The organism is Tunturiibacter psychrotolerans (assembly GCF_051013365.1).
Taxonomy (GTDB): Bacteria; Acidobacteriota; Terriglobia; order Terriglobales; family Acidobacteriaceae; genus Edaphobacter; species Edaphobacter psychrotolerans_A.
Genome location: NZ_CP132941.1, coordinates 240,310 through 258,410 on the forward strand (window position 1 = coordinate 240,310; position 18,101 = coordinate 258,410).

An 18,101-nucleotide genomic window follows, 5' to 3' on the forward strand; every position below is an offset into this window, starting at 1 on the left:
GCGAAGCCGGTATACAAGTCACGAAGTGACCGCGGCCCGCGCAAGGCAAACCCCAAGCAGCTCCTCGTCTTCGCAACCCTCAAAACCGCTTCCCTAAATTTGCGATACCCTGTCTGATATCTCAACGACTCACCCTCCGAGGCCCCGCGACTTGACCCGTCTCCGCACCGTAGCCTGCCTGCTTCCTCTCGCCGCCCTCACTCTCGCCCAGTCCCCCGCCCCGCAGGTCTTCGGCTATCGCGACTTCGCACAGCAGGCCAAATTGGACAAAGCCTTCATGGCCGTCCCCGACCCCGCCCTCGCCGGCCAACACCTCAAAACCCTCACCGCCGCCCCCCACTGGGCCAGCTCACCCGAGGACTACGCCACCGCCGTCTACGTCGCCGACAAGTTCAAAGCCGCCGGCCTCGACACCGAGATCGTCCTCTACAAAGTCCTCCTCACCAAGCCCGTCAAAATCGAAATCGAAGCCTTCGACGCGACTGGCAACAAGCTCATGTCCGGACCAACCCCCGAACACGTAGACCCCAACAAATTCGGCGGCGACCCCTTCCAGGACGATCCCCGGATCCTCCCCGCCTTCAACGGCTCCTCCCCCTCCGGCGACGTCACCGCCGAAGTCGTCTACGCCAACTACGGCACCCTTGCCGACTTCCAGCAACTCGCCAAACTCGGCATCAGCGTCAAAGGAAAGATCGTCCTCGTCCGCTACGGCGAAAACTTCCGCGGCATCAAGACCTACATCGCCCAGCAGTACGGAGCCATCGGCGTCCTCATCTACTCCGACCCCGCCGACGACGGTTACTTCCGCGGCGACATGTACCCCAAGGGCCCCTACCGCCCCGAAACCGGCGTCCAGCGCGGCTCCGTCCAGTTCCTCCCCATCTACCCCGGCGACCCCACCACACCCGGCATAGCCTCCACCCCGGACCTACCCGACTCCAAACGCATCCCTGTCGACAAGCTGCAAAACAATCAGCCCAGCATCCCCACCAATCCGCTCTCTTACCACGACGCCGCCCCCATCCTCAAAGCCCTCGGAGGCGAAGAGTCTCCCCGCGACTGGCAGGGCGCACTCCCCTTCACCTACCACCTCGGCGCTGGCGGCAATCACACCGAAGCCAACAAAGTCACCGTCCACATGCATCTCGATGAGGACATCGCCCTCCGCACCATCTGGGACGTCATCGGCACCATCCATGGCACCGACGAGTCTCAGAAAGATAACTGGGTCGTAGCCGGAAATCATCGCGACGCCTGGGTCTACGGCGCCGTCGATCCCAACTCCGGCACCGCCGCCATGCTCGAAACCGTCCACGGACTAGGTCAACTCCTCAAGCAAGGTTGGAAACCAAAGCGCACCATCGTCATCGGCAGCTGGGACGCCGAAGAAGAAGGCCTCATCGGCTCGACCGAGTGGGCTGAGCAGCACGAAAAAATCCTCGCCCACGCCGTCGCCTACTTCAACACCGACGTCGGCGTAGCCGGCCCCAACTTCGACGCCGCAGCCGTCCCCTCGCTCAAACAGTTCGTCCGCGAAGTCACCAAAGAAGTCCCCAGCCCCAAGGGCGGCACCGTGTATGACCAGTGGAAGGCCGACCAGAACGCCCCCTCCCCCACCCGCAAACGCAACCGCTCCTCTGAATCCACCGACGGCGACGTCCGCATCGGCACCCTCGGCTCCGGCTCCGACTACACCCCCTTCATCCAGCACCTAGGCGTCCCCTCCACCGACATCGGCTCCGAAGGCCCCTACGGCGTCTATCACTCTGTCTTCGACAACTACAACTGGTTCACTAAATTCGCCGACCCCACCTTCGCCTACGAGCAGCAGCAAGCCCGCGTCTTCGGCCTCGAGATCCTCCACATGGCCGACGCCGACGTCCTCCCCTACGACTACCAGCTCTACGGCAAAGAGATCGTGGGCTACCTCGAGGCCGCGCAAAAACTAGCCACTACCAAGAGCCTCGCCCTCGACTTCACCGCCGCCCTCGCCGCCGCGAACCGCTTCGCCGCCGCCGGCACCGCCATCCGCGCCGTCCAGTCCGCACCTCCCGCCAACCCCACCGCGCTCAACGAGGCCCTTCGCAACGCCGAAGAAGCTCTCCTCAACCCCGAAGGCCTCCCCAAGCGCCCCTGGTACAAACACACCATCTACGCCCCCGGCGAGTTTACCGGCTACGCCGCTGTCGTCATCCCCGGCGTCAACGAAGGCATCGACGCCCCCGACTCCCCCCGCGCCCAGGCCCAACTCGCAGCCCTCACAGCAGCCCTAAACCGTTCCGCCGCCATCCTGGAAGCCGCCAAATAATCACAACCAGCCATCAATCCGACCAACGGGAGGACCACCCGAAGGGGTACACAAGTCACGAAGTGACCGCCCTCCGCGCAGGAGGCCCGTCCGGCAGGACACGAGAATAGCCTGAAAGGGACATCCCCCAAAGGATGTATCTTTCAGTGCCGAAGTGGGATATTCCCAGTTAGTTACCTGCCGCATGATTACTCTCAAGACGGTCAAAGCCGCCAAAAGGAGACTCCCCAATGGTCCATGATCTGGTTTTAGCTTTGGTATTTCTCGCAATGATTATTGCTCCTGCACTTCTTGCCATGCGATCCGATAACAAAGAAGGGAACGATATTCTCTAGCCTCACCCCTGTGCTGCCGCCCCACGGGGTACGTTGTTGCCAGCCCACTCCAACCCGCATCCTCCACCGCATCGCGGGCCTGGCCTTCAACTTCAGCGCTGACCAATTCGAGCCGTCCTTCGAACCCAGCCCCGAGCCGCCCCTTGCCGCCCCACAGCCCAGTCTCGTTCGCCCCCGCCGCAACAAACTCTCAGCCAGCGCTCAGAGCCAACCCAACAAGAAACCCTCCCCGCAAAAATAAAGGCCGCATCCCAAACCAGAGATGCGGCCCTTTCTTTAGCGTAGTTAACCTACCCTCGCAACGCCATCTGCTCCGTCACAATCTGCGTCAGGTCCTGCTTGTGCAGCCCATGCTCCTTCGCGTTGAACTCGTCCACCTTGCTCGACCAGTTCATGCTGCAGAACTTCGGCCCGCACATGCTGCAGAACGCCGCTTCCTTGTAGTAGTCATCCGGCAGAGTCTCATCGTGCATCCCCCGCGCGGTCTCGGGATCAAGCGACAGCGCAAACTGCTTATCCCAATCGAAGGTATACCGAGCATGCGAGATCGCATCATCCCGATCCCTCGCTCCCGGACGATGACGCGCCACATCCGCCGCATGAGCAGCGATCTTGTAAGCGATAATCCCGTCCTTCACATCCTTCTCATTCGGCAGCCCCAGATGCTCCTTTGGAGTCACGTAGCAGAGCATCGCAGCACCATGCCAACCAATCATTGCCGCACCAATCGCCGAAGTAATGTGGTCGTAGCCCGGAGCAATGTCGGTCACCAGCGGCCCCAGCACGTAGAAAGGAGCCCCATCGCAAAGCTCGACCTCCTTATCCACCTGCAGCTTGATCTGATCCATCGGAATATGACCCGGACCTTCGATCATCACCTGCACATCGCTCTTCCACGCCTGCCGCGTCAGCTCGCCCAGCGTCTTCAACTCCGCAAACTGAGCCTCATCGCTTGCATCCGCCAGACAACCCGGCCGCAATCCATCGCCGAGCGAGTAGCTCACGTCATACTTCGCCATGATCTTGGTAATCCGGTCAAAATTCTCATACAAAAAGTTCTGCTTATGGTTGGAGGTCATCCACTGCGCCAGAATCGCCCCGCCCCGGCTCACAATCCCGGTAATCCGCTTCGCCACCAGCGGCACATACTCAATCAGCACGCCCGCATGAATCGTAAAGTAATCAACGCCCTGCTGCGCCTGCTCCTCAATCACCTCAAGGTACAGATCGATATTCAGATCCTCCACCCTCTTCACCCGCGACAGCGCCTCGTATAGCGGCACCGTCCCGATCGGCACCGGCGAATGCCGCAAAATCTTCTCCCTAATCATCGGGATATCCCCACCAGTGGACAGGTCCATCACCGTATCCGCGCCAAAGTGCACCGCCGTATGCAGCTTCCGCAGCTCCTCATCCACATTCGACACCAGAGCCGAGTTCCCGATATTCGCATTGATCTTACAGAGCGACTCCACCCCAATCGCCATCGGCTCCAGCTCCACGTGATTGATGTTCGCAGGGATGATCATCGTCCCCTTCGCCACCTCGCTCCGCACCAACTCCGCAGAAATCTTCTCCCGCTGAGCAACATAAGCCATCTCTTCGGTGATCGTGCCCTTCCGCGCAAAGTGCATCTGGCTCATGTTCGTATCGCCAGTGCGCGCCGCCTCAGCCTTCCGCTTCACGATCCACTCCGCACGTCCCGTCGGCACCTTGTAGTCATTACCGTGCGAATGCGCCCCATTGCCGTTGCCGTTTGAAGCTGCGCCGTTCCCGTTTTCGCTCATATCTCTCCCTGCTCTCCCTGCCCGTCTTGCAGTGTTATCGAGTAAGTATACGATGCACGCGAAACCGATTTGATGTGCACCATTCTTGCCATCCAGACTCCAGTCATCCACCAAACCGCAAGAAAATTTGTGATTGCACTTCCTCTCACGACAATCCACTCAACTTCGAATCACGGCATACCCACAGTGCGCCGCTCCCACGACACATCCCCCGACCAGCCAACCATCCCCACAACACCGCATCCAATCCGATAGCAAGCAGAACGACCGTGAGCGCCTCGTCTCGAACGTTCGCAGCTCTCACCCACAATCAACGCAGCCCCACACGGCGTCATCCACGCCGGCAGGACATCGCGCAAATTTTTCCCAAGGAGAACCTCCCCATGAAGTTTTTTTCTGAAAACATCGAAGACCTACGCACCCTCTACATCGCCAACCTCAAGAAGGCGCTCGACATGGAGCAGAAGATCACCAAAGCCCTGCCCACCATGATTGAAAAAGCGACTGACCCCCAACTCGCCTCCGCCTTCAACAACCACCTCACCGAAACCCAGGGTCACCTCGCCAAGGTCGAGACCCTTCTCCGCGACGTCAACAACGGCCAAGCCGACACCTCCACCTGCAAAGCCATCTCCGCCCTTGTCTCCGAAGCTGAAGACAACATCAAGGACGCCGCCGATACCACCATCCGCGACATCACCCTCATCGCCAGCGCCCAACAGGTTGAGCATCACGAGATCGCCGTCTATGGCACGCTCCGCACGTGGGCCGAACTCCTCGGCGAAGACGACGCCGCCGACATTCTCGACAGCATTCTCGACGAAGAGAAAAACGCCGACGAACTCCTCACCTCCATCGCAGACGGAGTCAACACCGCCGCCGCGAACACGGTGACCGCTGTCACCACGAATGCCTAAACAGAGTGTTTCACTCGCTATCATCTTTCCACTCGGCTGAGATTTCTTTGAGATCTCAGCCTAATTTTTTGCAGGTTCAAAAGCCGATTCATCCACCTCAGGCAACGAGGCCAGCAGATTCCCTAAATCCCTCTTTAAAAACGAGATCCTCGCACGCACATCCTGCAGCATCGCTGCCCGGTCCTCCAGATCGTCGATGCTCAGCTTTAACATCTCCGACGGCTCACTCGTCACCCGGGCAATCTTATCCGCATTCGACAACGACCCGATCCGCTGCACCACCACCCACGTCTTCAGCAGCTGCGCCTTGCGCGTCAGGTGTTCCGGGCTGGTCGGTGAAGGCTCATTCAGAAAAGCCCACACCGTCGCAGGATACTGACTCGTCGGCAACATAGGCCGGTCAAAAAACTCCGCAAGCATGTTGGAGTTGAAATCGAACGGCGCGCTCCCTCCCTTCTGCGCATGAATCCCCATCAACGCAAAGCCCACCGAGGCCGAACCACCAGCAATATCGAGCGCAGACGAAGCCGTATCCAGATTCGTCGAAAGCTGCAACACCGAGCTCGTCGCGCTAAGCCCTCCGCCCAGCAGAATGCCAAACAGATTCGCACGGTTCACCGTTTTATCACGACGGTCCGAAAGATAACCGTGCACCTCATCCGCAGTAGCAATCTCATTGTCAATCTGTGCAATCGTCGCATCCACCTGCAGCGACGCAGCCATAATCCGTTCCGAGATGTGCTGATGCAGCCAGAGAATCTCCCACCGATCTACATGGCCACCTGCAGAACCGCGACTCGTTGCAAGTTCCTTCAGTCGCGCAACCTCCGACGAAACCCCCACCAGCCCTTCTACGCTCTCCATGTCCGGCTGCTTCGTCTGCACCTCTTTCGGAGCCACCTGCGCAGCCGTCGTCATCGAAAAAGCAAGTAGACCCGCAGCGCACAAACCACCAATCGAACCTGCCCAACGGTACGCACGCCATCCGACCAGCCCCAGCACGCTTTCGTCTCCTCCGCTCATCGCTGCGATTGTAACGTCAAGAGAAACTGAGTGTGATCTCGCCCATGTCAATTGCAACCAACAGGGGCTCCTTCACCACCTGGTAATCCCCTTCATACGCATACACCCGCCGTTTTGTCGGAAAAACAATCCCGTCAACATTCCGATAATCCGACGCATAATTTAGTCCCGTCGCGCCCCCCAGAACATCCACCGTATAGTCGTGCCGCCGCAGCAGCCCATCCGGACCGAAGCACGAGATCTGCTCTCGCGTATGACTCTTCACATAATCCGGAAAGCGAACCTTCAGCCGCCTCCACGTCTCGCCCTCTACCTCAATCGACGCAATCTCTTCGCTCTCAAAACCCGCATAGGTATAAAGAAAAGGAGTCGTCAAGTAAGTCCACAATGCCTCACCGCTGAAGTAAGCAACATGGATATCGTCCCACGGCTTCTCTCGCTGATCTCCCTCAAAGGCCTTCTCCGGATCATCGCGCGCCTCGATCAACGTCCCGTCCGCCTTCTCCATCACAATCCGGTCCGGCTCAAACACCGACCGCTTATCCTGCCCCGGAAAATCCATCACCAGCCGTTCAACCTTCGCATCGCACGTCACGACAACATTCTTCAGATAGTCGAGCTTCCCCTTCACATACCAAAGGCCGCCGCCAATCGAAGCCGCAACCTTCACCGCCCTCACCTTGTTCCAACGCTCAATCCCACCGTGCGCTCTCACAGCCAAATCCAGAAGTTCGCTCATAACCCGACCTTACTCCAGCCATCGCCACCGTGATAAAAAAATTCCACCTAATGTTTGTCCCGATACAAGCTGTCCTTCGCCGGAGACATAGCCTCCGTTTTCTTTCGTTGCATCGGCACCTACTAGTTGGTAGTATCCCGCCGTGCAAGGTGATACCGCAGAACGAATCCTCGAAGCCGCTCACGCCCTCCTCGCCGATCGCGGCTACTCGGCGTTCAGTTATGCGGATATCGCAGAGATGGTCAAAATTCGTAAGCCAAGTATTCACCACCACTTTCCGACCAAAGAGATTCTGGTCACCGCCGTCCTCAAAAAACATCGCACTAAGCTCGGCGCAGCCCTCACCGATCTCACCCAGCGCGTCGACAGCCCGCTCAAGCGCCTCGAGGCCTTCGTTCTCTATTGGGAGAAATGCATTCGCGATAAAACCGAGCCCATCTGCATCGCCGCACTGTTAGGCGCAGAACTTCCCTCCCTTCCAGAAGAGGTGAAGCTTGAAGTCAAGCGTTACTTCCGCGAACTCAAAGTATGGGTCCAGGAAACCATGGAAGAAGGCCACTCCAAAGGCATCATTCGGCTCGAACAATCAGCCTCGACCGAGGCCGACACATTCATTGCTCTGATCAACGGCGCCATGGTATCCGCCCGCACCTACGGAACGAGCAAAGTCTATACCTCGATCATGCAGGGCGCCCTGCGCAAGCTCGCCGCACAACTCTAAACTCAGGCAAAGATTGTCACGCGCTGACAAATTTCTTGTGCATTTAGCGTAATCTACCAACTAGAAGGTAGCCTACCTCTAATGCAACTCAACTCGAAAGGACCACAATGAAGTTCCGTCTCTTATCCACTGTCACCGCCGCTCTCCTCTTTTCTGCGGCAGCCACACCCACCCCAGCCCAAACCCCATCAGCCACCCCCACGCACAACGTGATCCTCGTGCACGGTGCCTGGGCAAACGGCTCGAGCTGGTCCAAGGTCATCCCTCTCCTCGAGGCCAAGGGTCTCCACGTCGTCGCCGTAGAGCTTCCCCTCACTTCACTCGACGACGATGTCGCCACCGTACAACGAGCCATCGCCCTTGAAGATGGACCGGTGCTTCTCGTCGGCCACTCCTACGGTGGCGTCGTCATCACCGAAGCAGGCAATGACCCAAAGGTCTCGGGTCTGGTCTACGTCGCCGCCTTCGCCCCGGGTGACAAGGCATCCATCAATTCGCTAAGCCAGGGCGGAACACCACCTCCCGGCATCGCAGAGCTTCGTCCTGACGCACAGGGCTTTCTCACGCTCACCCCGAAGGGTGTCTCCGAGGACTTCGCTCAGGACCTCACCCCTGCAGAAAAAGCGGAGATCACTGCCACCCAGGGACCAACCAACGCCAAAGTGCTGGGTGGAACCATCACCACCGCAGCCTGGCATAAAAAGCCCTCCTGGTACGTCGTCTCGGCAAACGATCGCATGATCCCACCCGACGCCGAGCGCGGCATGGCCAAGGCGATTCATGCGGAGACCATCACGCTCCCTTCCAGCCACGTCGCCATGCTGTCGCATCCCGCACCCGTCGCCGCCCTCATCGAGAAGGCTGCTGCATCCACCAAATAAACCCTCTCCACCAACCGCAGGGCTGTCTCGCAATTCACGCGAGTCAGCCCTTCAAAAAGTGAGTTCGTTCGACGCTTAGTGTTTCGCCCCAACACAAGCTACATAGGTCGAAAGAAATCTATCTCTGGCCACGCGATATTCTTCAATCGTCTGAAAGCTCCGGTCCCTCGGCTCCTGATTCAAAAAATAAATCGTACTCACCATCCTCGAGGCATCGTTCAACAGCACATAGATGCCTAAGACACCACCTTCCAGCTTGTCTTTATCCAACCCACGAACATCGAGACCATTGAGCTTCGGCTTCAACTCATAGTTCCTCGTGCTGTCTTTACTCGTCGCCAGCATGTAGTCGAAGTTATCGACCAGAGTCTGTCGCGTCTCCGCATAGTCCTTCTCCGGCAGAATTTCCACCTTCACGTTCGCGTAGAAGTCCTTCCCTGGATAAGCGAACATCACCCTTCGCCCCTCCACCATCCCCACCTGCTTCGGCCCCTTCGAGGTCGGAACCGTGCGCTCGTGAATACCCGGCGCAAGCGGCGATGTCTCCACGACCGATAACCCATCGTTGAACCTGCAGCCGGTGTAACGATCGAATGCCGAACTGTCCGAGCGAGTGCCGTTCTGCGCTTCTGGTCCGCCCTGCGCCACCGAAAGAGACGAGACCGAAAACAACATCAACCCGCAGCCAAATAGGATCGCACTTTTGCTCATGGGCGAACCATATCGCGAATACCCCTTTGAACGGTCAGATATTCATCCTCTCGAAAATTTAATTGTCAAAATACTGTCAAGCCCCTCCCATGCGAAAACCCGCGCCCAGAGCGGCTTTTGTCGTGGCGTATTCCCTTCGTCAAACGTCTAAAATAGAAGAAGGAACCAAATTAACGCCGCGCGAAACGCACACGGTGCGTTGATCTCGTAACTACAACAAAACAAGTATTTTGCACGCAAGTCCTTTGGATAGAATATTTTACAGACACACCCCACCTGTAAGCTAATCATTCTAAGCAACTTACACGCAAGATACCCACAAGGGGGGGAGGGGGGTATCCCACAAACGGTCGCTACCCAAATCCAACCCCGAACCGTAGACTGAAAGACGAACAACATGGCAAACGCAACTCAAAAAAGCCCGATCAAATTCATCGTAGCTACGGTCATCATCGTGGCCACCATCGCCTACCTGTCCTTTACCGGGGGACGTGACAACAAGAGCTACTACGTCACCATCGGCGAGCTGCAGGGCATGGGAAACAAGGCTTACACCCGTCATCTTCGCGTAGCCGGGAACGTAGCCCCAGGCAGCATCCACCGCGTAGGCACCAACGCCACCTTCGATCTCCTCGAGCAAGGCCGCAAACTCTCCGTCGTCTACCAGGGCTCCGAGCCGCCACCCGACACCTTCAAGGACGACGCCCAGGCCCTCGCCGTTGGCACCTACAGCCGCGACGGCGTCTTCCACGCCACTCAACTCCAGGCCAAATGCGCCTCGAAGTACGCTCCCGCCCCAGCCTCCGCGACCCCAGCCACCACCGCTGCCGCCACACTGCCTGCAACCAAATAACGCGAAGCGAAAAATATGACGCAGACGGCAGAGACAACTCGCAGTAGCGCTCCTCCTCCATCAGCCCCCAGCACGGACTGCATCTCGCTCGACTCTGTCTCAAAGATCTACGGGCGCTTCGCCGCGCTCCGCAACATCACCACCAGCTTCTGCACCGGCTCCTGCACCATCATCCTCGGCGAAAACGGCGCTGGAAAATCCACTCTCCTCCGCATGATCGCAGGCCTCATCACTCCCACACGCGGCCGAGTCACCGTCTTCTCCGAAGCCCCGCATCAGCAACGCCGCCGCGTAGCCTACATGAGCCACTCCCCCATGCTCTACGACGAGCTCACCGCCATGGAGAACCTCAACTACTTCTCCTCGCTCCATCGTGATGGTGGGTGCGCCTGCGTCGGCAACCCCGAAATGGCCCTCCGCGCCGTAGGCCTAGACCCCAAGCTCGACCGCCCCGTAGGCCAATACTCTCAGGGCATGCGCCAGCGCACCTCCCTCGCCCGCGTGCTCCAGAGCGACCCCGAGGTTCTCCTCCTCGACGAGCCATTCTCCAACCTAGACGCCGGCTCCGCCCGGCACATGGTTGAGCTTCTCGCCGACTTCCGCACCTGGCCCGTCGCTCCCGTCAACGGAGTAATGGGCGCCCGCACCATCATCCTCACCACCCACCAGTCCTCCCTCGCCGAACCGCTCGCTACCCGCACCCTCACCATGCGCAACGGAGAGATCGTGGACTCACGCACCGAGGCCGCCGGGTGAAGCCCCCCGCCGCCACCAAAACCAACGCCGCCCGCCTCCTCGACACCCTCGGCATCCCCTACGAGCTGCGCACATACGAAGTCGACCCCGACGACCTGACCGCCATCTCGGTTGCCCGCAAGATAGGCCTCCCCCCCGAACAAGTCTTCAAAACCCTCCTGGCCCACACCAACACCGGAGAACACGTCTTCGCCGTCATCCCCGGTGACGTCGAACTGGACCTCAAAAAACTGGCTCACGCCGCCAAGGCAAAAAAGACCGAACTAGCCTCCCTCAAAGAAGTCGAGCCGCTCACCGGCTACATCCGAGGCGGAGTCACAGTGATGGGAGCGAAGAAGCAATTCCCTGCCTTCGCCGACGAGACCATCGAACTCTTCGACCATATCTCCGTCTCCGCCGGCCAGCGTGGTCTCCAGCTTCTCCTCGCTCCCTCCGACTACCTCCGCGCCGCCGACGCCACCCTCGCTGATCTCACCAAGGACCCCGCGAAGGCATGAAGTACCTCCACCACGTATGGGATCACCTCCGCAAAGACCTTCGCCTCGAGTGGCGCTCCCGCGACTCCATCAATGGCATGCTCTTCTTCGCCCTGCTGGTAGTCGTGGTCTTCGGCCTCGCCTTCGACCCCACCAGCTACCCCACCATGACCCGCCAGATCTCCGGTGGCATCCTCTGGGTGGCTCTCCTCTTCGCCTCCATCACCGCCCTCAACCAATCCTGGGCCCGCGAGCAGCGCAACAACGTCCTCGAGGCCCAGCGGATGGCCCCCTCTCCCGCCTCCGCTCTCTTTCTCGGCAAAGCCCTCGCCAACATGCTCTTCGTCCTCGTCGTAGAGGCGGTGCTGGCTCCCATCTTCATCGTATTTTTCAATCTCCACGCCCTAGGCAACGTATGGCTCCTCGCTCTGATCCTGCCACTCGGCACCTGGGCACTTGTGGTCAACGGCACCTTCTTCGCCGCCCTTGGACTTCGCGCCCGCAACCGGGAACTTCTCCTCCCACTCCTGCTCTTGCCCATCTCCCTCCCGGCTCTATTGGCCATGGTCCAGGCCACCACCGGGGTCCTGACCGCCGACCTGGACCCAATCCAGATCGGCACCTGGATCAAGCAGCTCCTCGGCTACGACATCATCTTTACAACGGTCTGCATCCTGCTCTTCGAGACCGTTCTCAACGCCGAATGACCACATTCGAGATAAACTAAATTTATGGAGCAGCGCACCCCCACTCTCCGCAATGTCGCCTGGCTCTGGTTCGGGATCAGCGTCGCCGTGCTCGCTTTCGGCTTCCGCCAAGCCATCTTCCTCGTCCCCACGGATGCCGCGCAAGGCAATGTCGGACGCATCTTCTACTACCACGTTCCGATCGCGATGTTGAGTCTGATCTTCCCCTACATCAACTTCGGAGCCTCACTCTTCTACCTTTACTGGCGACGTCGAGAACCACTCAAGGCCCTTACTGCGGACGCCCTGGCTCTCGCTACTGCGGAAGTTACGGTTGTCTACTCGAGCATCTGTCTGCTCACCGGCATGCTCTGGGCGCGGGCAACTTGGGGAATCTGGTGGACGTGGGATCCTCGCCTTACCAGCATGCTTTTGCTGTGGCTCCTCTATGTCAGCTATCTGATGTTGCGTCGGTTCTCCTCTGTCGGCCAGACCCACACCCTGGCGGCCGTACTCTCCGTCTTTGCCGCGGTAGACGTCCCCATTGTCTACATGTCCATCCGCTGGTGGCGCACCCAGCATCCCGCCCCGGTCTTCGGTGGCGGCCCGGACTCCGGCGTCGACCCCTCGATGCTTCCCGCCTTTTATTGGAATTTGGCTGGCTGGACTGTTTGGGGCATTTGTATTGTCGTATTCCGTTTCGCCCTCGAACGCCGCCGCCAGTTTGCCGAACAGGAAGCTGCCCTGCAGGCCATCGAAGCTTCTTTGGAGATTCCGCAATGACTTGGCGTTCTTTTTTTGACTTGAGCACAATGCCTCATCGACATCTGCTCTTCGCTTACATCGCTGTGTGGGTTATTCAGGGTGGGTACTTCGCATGGACTGCGTGGAATTGGGCTCATGTTCGGCGAGTCGGCCGCTAAAAAATCAACGAAGCCGCAGGGGGACCGCAGCTTCGTTGTCCGAGTAGGAATTGCACGTGATGCTATCGACCATCAGCATCGACCACATAAACACTGGATGACGCATAAAAGTTTCGGAAAAACGTCATTTAAAAATTCTCGCGATCGCGCTTCCTCTTGCCGCTCTTGCACCACCTCGATAGACTCCGAACAGTGCCAACGCCCCGCCGCTCTTCATTTCGTTTCCAAATCGTCGCAGCATTCGCGATCCTCCTAGCCCTCTTCGGCTGTCATAGGAACCGTTTTCCTGACGTTCCAGCGGGCTATCGGGAGTACGCCTACGTCAGCAATGCGGGATCGAATACGGTCACCGTACTTGATCTTGTCTACCTTCGTCAGGACCGCACGCTCCAGGTGGGCACCAACCCAACCAAGATGGCCGTCAATCCGACTCGAAATGAGGTTTACGTTGCGAATGCTCAGTCGGGCACGATTTCGGTCATCAACGCCGACGCAAATCGTGTTGTTGCGACGATCGCGGTTCGTCATAGGCCATCCTTCATCACTGTCGAACCTAGCGGACACCGTGCTTATGTCGCCAACTATGGTTCGAACAGCGTCAGCATCGTTGACCTTGACCTCCGGCGCGAAGTATTCGTCGCAGGGGCTGGCGAACAACCCATTCAGGTGCATATCTCGCCTGACGGCCGCACACTCGTAGTCACTAATCATGGGAGCAACAGCGTGTCCGTCTTCGATGTGATTCCCTATCGCGCCGGCTCCCCAGCGTCTGCTGCAGTTACACATCTTCGCTCGACATTTTCCGGGTGTCCGGGAGCAGCGGATACTGTAATTTTGCCAGACTCGTCAAAGGCCTTCGTGGCCTGCTCCACGGGGCATCAGGTGATGGCGCTGGGGCTGGCGGCAGAGCCTGGATCGTGGGCGGCCAAACAGAATGCTTCGCTTACAACGGACCGCATGCTTGCGTTGCTGGACGTTGGGAAGATGCCGGTTCATCTTGCGATGAAACCGGATGGCGGTGAAATTTTCGTTTCAAACTTCGATTCCGACAGCTTCTCTGAGATTGCTACCTGGACCAATGAAGTTGGGGGAACTTACTCGATTGGCAACAAGCCGGTGCGGGGCATCGTCAGTCGTGACAACAGCACGCTGTGGGTCGCGAACTCAGGCGCTGATTCGATTGGGCTTTACAGCATTGACGATGGGAAGCTGGCTGGCAGCGTTCGTACGGGATCTTCGCCGGATGCGCTTGCTTTTTCGGCGGATGAGCATCTTTTGCTGGCTGCAGATACACACTCCGGGGATGTTGCGGTTATTCGAACGGAAGGAAAGCAGGGGCCAGCGCTTTTTACGATTCTTCCAGCCGGAGTTTCTCCCGACGACATCGTGGTTAAGGCTCTTCGGGAAAAATAGCAAATTGCGGAAAATTTTTCTGGCGTGGTGGGCGTCGGAGTTTTGCTGTTTTGCTGGGTTTTTGAAGGGTGTTTTGCGAAAAGTGGGTGTTTGATCGTGGTGTTTTGATGGTGTGATCGTGGTGGAATGCGTGGTTGAGATGGTGTTCTGACAGCGTGTTTTTGGTCGTCGAAAAATACGCCACGTTTTTGAACTATTTTTCGAATCAGGGTTCCAGCACTAGGACAGACAAAGACAAAATACAGGGATCCTTCCCCATTCGACTTCGCTCAGGGCCAGGATGACGACCACTGCGTTCAATGTGACTACTCTCTTTCTATTCGGAAAGGTTGATGTCAGACCTGGCGGGCTAGTACGAGGGTAATGTCGTCGGGTTGCTCGTCGGCTCCGATCCAGGCGTCGAGGGCAAGCATGACCTGGCCGGAGATTACGTGCAGGGGTTGGTCGCGGTAACGGGCGACCACCTCCATCATGCGTTCTTCGCCGAACTCTCCGAAGTCGTTCTCCGGCTCCGTGACACCGTCTGAGTAGGCGACCAGAATATCTCCCGTCTGCATCTTGAAGCGGTCTTCCTCGTACTGCATGCCGTCCATGAGACCAACGACGGTGCCTCCCTTGTCGAGTCGACGGACCTGTCCGTCTCTGCTCAAGACCAGGGGTGGAAGCTGTCCTGCGTTGGAGTAGGTCAGCATGGAGGAGGCGACGTCGTAGTGGGCGAGAAACAAAGTTGCGTACTTTTCAGGCTGCGTGCTGCGGTAGAGGTGGCGGTTGAGGAGGGACAGAATGCGTCCCGGGGACTGGAAGAGTTCGTCGCAGTCCCCGCCACGTCCCTCCCTGCTGGCTGTGAGCCCGGCTACGCTGGACTCGCTGTAGACAAGCTCCTCACTCGCGAAGCGGTAGGCGCGGACTGCCGAGTGAAGGGTTGCCATGAGCAGGGCCGCCGAGATGCCCTTGCCGCTGATGTCGCCGATGGCGATACCGACGCCAGTTTCACGACGATGCACCATGCCGGCATGGGCTTCTTCGTGAAAGACAAGGAAGTCGTAGTAGTCGCCGCTTACGGATCTGGCTGGGCGACAGATTCCGTGCAGATCGAGGGTCGCGAGTCCCTGCGCGTGCAGTGGGAAGAGATTAGCCTGAACCTCCTGGGCGATGGATATCTCGTTCTGCAGACGCTCCTTCTCCTTCTGTTCTTCGAGGAGCCGCTGCAGGGATCCAGACATGGTGTTGAAAGAGCTGCTTAGTTCTGCAAGCTGGTCGTCACTTTTAACGCCGATACGGTAATCAAAGTCGCCGCGGTCGATATGCTCGGTTGCGCTGTAGAGATCAGCTACAGATGAGGTGATGGAACGGCTGAGTCCGATGGCCATCCACAGGGCCAGCAGCTCGATGAGTGCAAAGAGGACGCAGAGCAAGATGATAGCTATGCGCAGAACGCTCGTTACGATTCCGCCTAGCGAGGAGCCGAATAGCTGGTTGTAGAGGAGCGAGGGCCGGGATTGGACCGCGATGAGAACGTTGTCCCGCTCTCCTGAGTCCCAGTCGGTGATCGGCTCTGTGGAAGTAAAGCTTACGCGGGCGTCCGCGACGTTGACGGCGGGAGGCTCGGTCCCCCCAACGATCCATGACGATCCGCCGTTGATCCCATCGGCTCCTACCGCAAATCTAACTTTCTGACGCGATTTCTGGGATGGCGCGGGTGTGCCAGCGTTGGCCTCAGCTTTGTTCTCCGTGCTGATTTCATTGGCGGTTCTTCCGGCACGCTGGGGCAGCAGACTTGCTTGTCCGAGGCCCTCCGAGATCAGTTTGAGAACGGCACTGTCAACCGGCAGGCTCGACATGAGAGTGAAGATGCGTCCATCGTTCCACTTTTTCTGATGGAGAGCCACCAGGTATAGGTCGCGTCCGTCGAGGACGAGGCCTGAGAACTCTCCTCCCGGTACTTCAGTGGCCCAAGGCGGAAGTCCGAAGGGAGCTTTGCCACGGTACTTTGGACCGATATCGACCGCAGCGCCATTGAGGAAGACGCGGATTTCGCGATGCAGCCTCAAGCGGGGCATATCAAGTCGCGCGACCTCTCCGGCCTGTTCGATGTTCTGGATGGCACCGCCAATTTGTTGTGCAGAATCCTTTGGGCGTTCGGCGACGAGCGCAGTGGTGAGATCGGCGCGTCGGCCGCTCTCGTTTCGCATCTGGATCAACTCGGCCTGTAGGCGGGAGTCTGTGAGGTGAATGGCGAATTGCCCGGCAGCCACGTAGGCCAGGACGCCCACCAGGGTGAGAAACAGAATCACCGGGGCGAGGCCGATGAGGAGGTAGGTGAGGATCAGCTTGTTGCGAAGGCTCCAAAGGAGATGCTTTCGAATGAGCTGCCAGGCTAGTGGAATGGCGACGGAGACGAGAGCGATTCCCACAAAGAACTGGAGAATCCCTAGAAAGGTTCTGAATCCTCCTGAGAACAGGTGGCGAACAAACAATACGCAGAACCACAATCCAAGCCAGACCGCGGCGCCGGCAAGTCCCGTCGGAATCCGTTCTCTGAGCAGGTTGAGAACGCGCGGCCCGGTGGGGCTATTCGCGTCTTGCATCGTTTGCTGCCTCCAGTTCCGCCTGTCTTGCCAGCTTCAAGGTATGACGCGTCGCTGAAAAATGTGCCCCTGCCAGCAGTAGCAGACCGGAGAGAAACGCCCACATCATCAACCCTACCGAAATATAAAACGGCCCGTAGACGGACTGGAAGTCCAGCCAGGGGAGTGCCCTGATATAGAGGTACTTAGCCGCCTGCCACAACAGACCGATGACGATGGCGGTTGGCAGGACGGCACGCGCTGGAATCTTTCTGTAGGGCAATATCCAATAGATTAGAAAGAAGAGCAGTATGCTCGCAAGCCCGGCGCAGAGCTTGAGAAAGCCGTAGGAGACGAAGTGATAGACGACGTTTTCGGTGTGGCCGAAGAACAACCAGGAGAGAATCGTCTGCTGACTTGCGGTGGAGGCGACCGATGCCATTGCCAGAACGCCAACTGCGAATGCGAGTCCCAGAGATACTGCCTGGTTGTGGAGGTAGTTTCGGTTCTGGCGAACTCCCCAGACGCGGTTTAACGCTACCTCCAGAGGCAGGAAGACTCCGGTTGAGGTGATGAGCAGCATGACGAGCGAAAAGAACTGGGTTCCTTTGTGAGGGTGGGCGAGCAGCTGCATGTTTCGCATGACGAAGTCCTGACCGACTGGGAGGAGATTCTTCATCATGTCACCGACGATCGCCTCCATGGAACGTGAGTGAAAGACGCTGCGGCACATGGTCAAGAGGAGCACGATGAAGGGAAAGAGCGAAAGGATCACGTTCGCCGCGACGCTAAACGCGTAGGTGTGGACCTCCGTCCGGGCCATGTAGCGGACCAGGGCGGAGATCTGCGCTGCCAAACCGTACTCCCGAACGACGGGGGCAACGTCTTCCATCGGCGTTGGGGGCAGATCGTGTTGATCGTCCTTCGAAGACGCGGATGCTTCGTGTTTACCAGGGAAAATCGATGGCATAGGAGAGTTCGATGCAATATCCGGCGAGGGGC

At 58.4% G+C, this 18,101-nt stretch carries 16 protein-coding genes; 10 read left to right on the top strand and 6 right to left on the bottom strand.

What is annotated here, in order from left to right; all coding sequences use genetic code 11:
- Positions 1-151 precede the first annotated feature (151 nt).
- Positions 152-2,311 (top strand): M28 family metallopeptidase, encoded by a 2,160-nt coding sequence (locus tag RBB76_RS01025; protein ID WP_429633351.1) that lies wholly within the window; start codon positions 152-154, stop codon positions 2,309-2,311.
- Between the two features lie 625 nt (positions 2,312-2,936).
- Here the strand turns inward: RBB76_RS01025 and thiC are convergent.
- Entirely contained in the window at positions 2,937-4,433 is a 1,497-nt protein-coding gene (gene thiC / locus RBB76_RS01030) for a phosphomethylpyrimidine synthase ThiC (protein ID WP_429633349.1), read from the bottom strand.
- Between the two features lie 383 nt (positions 4,434-4,816).
- On the opposite strand from thiC, the gene RBB76_RS01035 reads away from it, so the two are divergent.
- Entirely contained in the window at positions 4,817-5,350 is a 534-nt protein-coding gene (locus RBB76_RS01035) for a ferritin-like domain-containing protein (RefSeq protein WP_429633347.1), read from the top strand.
- Between the two features lie 60 nt (positions 5,351-5,410).
- Here RBB76_RS01035 and RBB76_RS01040 read toward each other — a convergent pair whose 3' ends face one another.
- Complete coding sequence (locus RBB76_RS01040; protein WP_433963498.1) at positions 5,411-6,373, bottom strand: hypothetical protein; 963 nt, start codon at positions 6,371-6,373, stop codon at positions 5,411-5,413.
- 16 nt (positions 6,374-6,389) lie between these two features.
- Positions 6,390-7,112, bottom strand: a complete 723-nt coding sequence (locus RBB76_RS01045; RefSeq protein ID WP_429633343.1) for a hypothetical protein — start codon at positions 7,110-7,112, stop codon at positions 6,390-6,392.
- Positions 7,113-7,254: 142 nt separating this feature from the next.
- On the opposite strand from RBB76_RS01045, the gene RBB76_RS01050 reads away from it, so the two are divergent.
- Complete coding sequence (locus RBB76_RS01050; RefSeq protein WP_429633341.1) at positions 7,255-7,833, top strand: TetR/AcrR family transcriptional regulator; 579 nt, start codon at positions 7,255-7,257, stop codon at positions 7,831-7,833.
- 107 nt (positions 7,834-7,940) lie between these two features.
- Positions 7,941-8,714, top strand: coding sequence for an alpha/beta fold hydrolase (locus RBB76_RS01055; protein ID WP_429633339.1), 774 nt, complete (start codon positions 7,941-7,943; stop codon positions 8,712-8,714).
- A 75-nt stretch (positions 8,715-8,789) separates the two neighbouring features.
- On the opposite strand, the gene RBB76_RS01060 is transcribed toward RBB76_RS01055, so the two are convergent.
- The gene (locus RBB76_RS01060) at positions 8,790-9,425 is read right to left on the bottom strand and encodes a hypothetical protein (RefSeq protein WP_429633337.1); all 636 of its coding nucleotides are present in this window, start codon (positions 9,423-9,425) and stop codon (positions 8,790-8,792) included.
- A 397-nt stretch (positions 9,426-9,822) separates the two neighbouring features.
- Here RBB76_RS01060 and RBB76_RS01065 point away from each other — a divergent pair, with 397 nt between their 5' ends.
- The 6 genes from RBB76_RS01065 (at position 9,823) to RBB76_RS01090 (ending at position 14,532) form a co-directional block, all read left to right on the top strand.
- Positions 9,823-10,278, top strand: coding sequence for a cytochrome c maturation protein CcmE (locus RBB76_RS01065; RefSeq protein WP_429633335.1), 456 nt, complete (start codon positions 9,823-9,825; stop codon positions 10,276-10,278).
- A 15-nt stretch (positions 10,279-10,293) separates the two neighbouring features.
- Positions 10,294-11,034 carry an ABC transporter ATP-binding protein gene (locus tag RBB76_RS01070; RefSeq protein ID WP_429633333.1) on the top strand — a complete coding sequence of 247 codons (741 nt, stop codon included), beginning with the start codon at positions 10,294-10,296 and terminating at the stop codon, positions 11,032-11,034.
- Positions 11,031-11,531 carry a Cys-tRNA(Pro) deacylase gene (gene ybaK / locus RBB76_RS01075; protein WP_429633331.1) on the top strand — a complete coding sequence of 167 codons (501 nt, stop codon included), beginning with the start codon at positions 11,031-11,033 and terminating at the stop codon, positions 11,529-11,531. Before RBB76_RS01070 ends, ybaK begins: the two co-directional genes overlap by 4 nt.
- Positions 11,528-12,217 (top strand): heme exporter protein CcmB, encoded by a 690-nt coding sequence (locus RBB76_RS01080; protein ID WP_429633329.1) that lies wholly within the window; start codon positions 11,528-11,530, stop codon positions 12,215-12,217. Before ybaK ends, RBB76_RS01080 begins: the two co-directional genes overlap by 4 nt.
- 24 nt (positions 12,218-12,241) lie before the next feature.
- Positions 12,242-12,979, top strand: a complete 738-nt coding sequence (ccsA, locus tag RBB76_RS01085; protein WP_429633327.1) for a cytochrome c biogenesis protein CcsA — start codon at positions 12,242-12,244, stop codon at positions 12,977-12,979.
- A gap of 332 nt (positions 12,980-13,311) precedes the next feature.
- The gene (locus tag RBB76_RS01090) at positions 13,312-14,532 is read left to right on the top strand and encodes a beta-propeller fold lactonase family protein (RefSeq protein ID WP_429633325.1); all 1,221 of its coding nucleotides are present in this window, start codon (positions 13,312-13,314) and stop codon (positions 14,530-14,532) included.
- 335 nt (positions 14,533-14,867) lie between these two features.
- On the opposite strand, the gene RBB76_RS01095 is transcribed toward RBB76_RS01090, so the two are convergent.
- Entirely contained in the window at positions 14,868-17,120 is a 2,253-nt protein-coding gene (locus tag RBB76_RS01095) for a PP2C family protein-serine/threonine phosphatase (protein ID WP_429633323.1), read from the bottom strand.
- Complete coding sequence (locus RBB76_RS01100) at positions 17,104-18,069, bottom strand: YihY/virulence factor BrkB family protein (protein WP_429633321.1); 966 nt, start codon at positions 18,067-18,069, stop codon at positions 17,104-17,106. The genes RBB76_RS01095 and RBB76_RS01100 overlap by 17 nt, the downstream gene beginning before the upstream one ends.
- Between the last annotated feature and the right edge of the window lie 32 nt (positions 18,070-18,101).

Excerpts from the sequence above, each read along its gene's own strand:
- thiC (WP_429633349.1), bottom strand. The coding sequence starts at position 4,433 with ATGAGCGAAAACGGGAACGGCGCAGCTTCAAACGGCAACGGCAATGGG.
- RBB76_RS01035 (WP_429633347.1), top strand. The coding sequence starts at position 4,817 with ATGAAGTTTTTTTCTGAAAACATCGAAGACCTACGCACCCTCTACATC.
- RBB76_RS01040 (WP_433963498.1), bottom strand. The coding sequence starts at position 6,373 with ATGAGCGGAGGAGACGAAAGCGTGCTGGGGCTGGTCGGATGGCGTGCG.
- RBB76_RS01045 (WP_429633343.1), bottom strand. The coding sequence starts at position 7,112 with ATGAGCGAACTTCTGGATTTGGCTGTGAGAGCGCACGGTGGGATTGAG.
- RBB76_RS01055 (WP_429633339.1), top strand. The coding sequence starts at position 7,941 with ATGAAGTTCCGTCTCTTATCCACTGTCACCGCCGCTCTCCTCTTTTCT.
- RBB76_RS01060 (WP_429633337.1), bottom strand. The coding sequence starts at position 9,425 with ATGAGCAAAAGTGCGATCCTATTTGGCTGCGGGTTGATGTTGTTTTCG.
- RBB76_RS01065 (WP_429633335.1), top strand. The coding sequence starts at position 9,823 with ATGGCAAACGCAACTCAAAAAAGCCCGATCAAATTCATCGTAGCTACG.
- RBB76_RS01070 (WP_429633333.1), top strand. The coding sequence starts at position 10,294 with ATGACGCAGACGGCAGAGACAACTCGCAGTAGCGCTCCTCCTCCATCA.
- RBB76_RS01080 (WP_429633329.1), top strand. The coding sequence starts at position 11,528 with ATGAAGTACCTCCACCACGTATGGGATCACCTCCGCAAAGACCTTCGC.
- ccsA (WP_429633327.1), top strand. The coding sequence starts at position 12,242 with ATGGAGCAGCGCACCCCCACTCTCCGCAATGTCGCCTGGCTCTGGTTC.
- RBB76_RS01095 (WP_429633323.1), bottom strand. The coding sequence starts at position 17,120 with ATGCAAGACGCGAATAGCCCCACCGGGCCGCGCGTTCTCAACCTGCTC.
- RBB76_RS01100 (WP_429633321.1), bottom strand. The coding sequence starts at position 18,069 with ATGCCATCGATTTTCCCTGGTAAACACGAAGCATCCGCGTCTTCGAAG.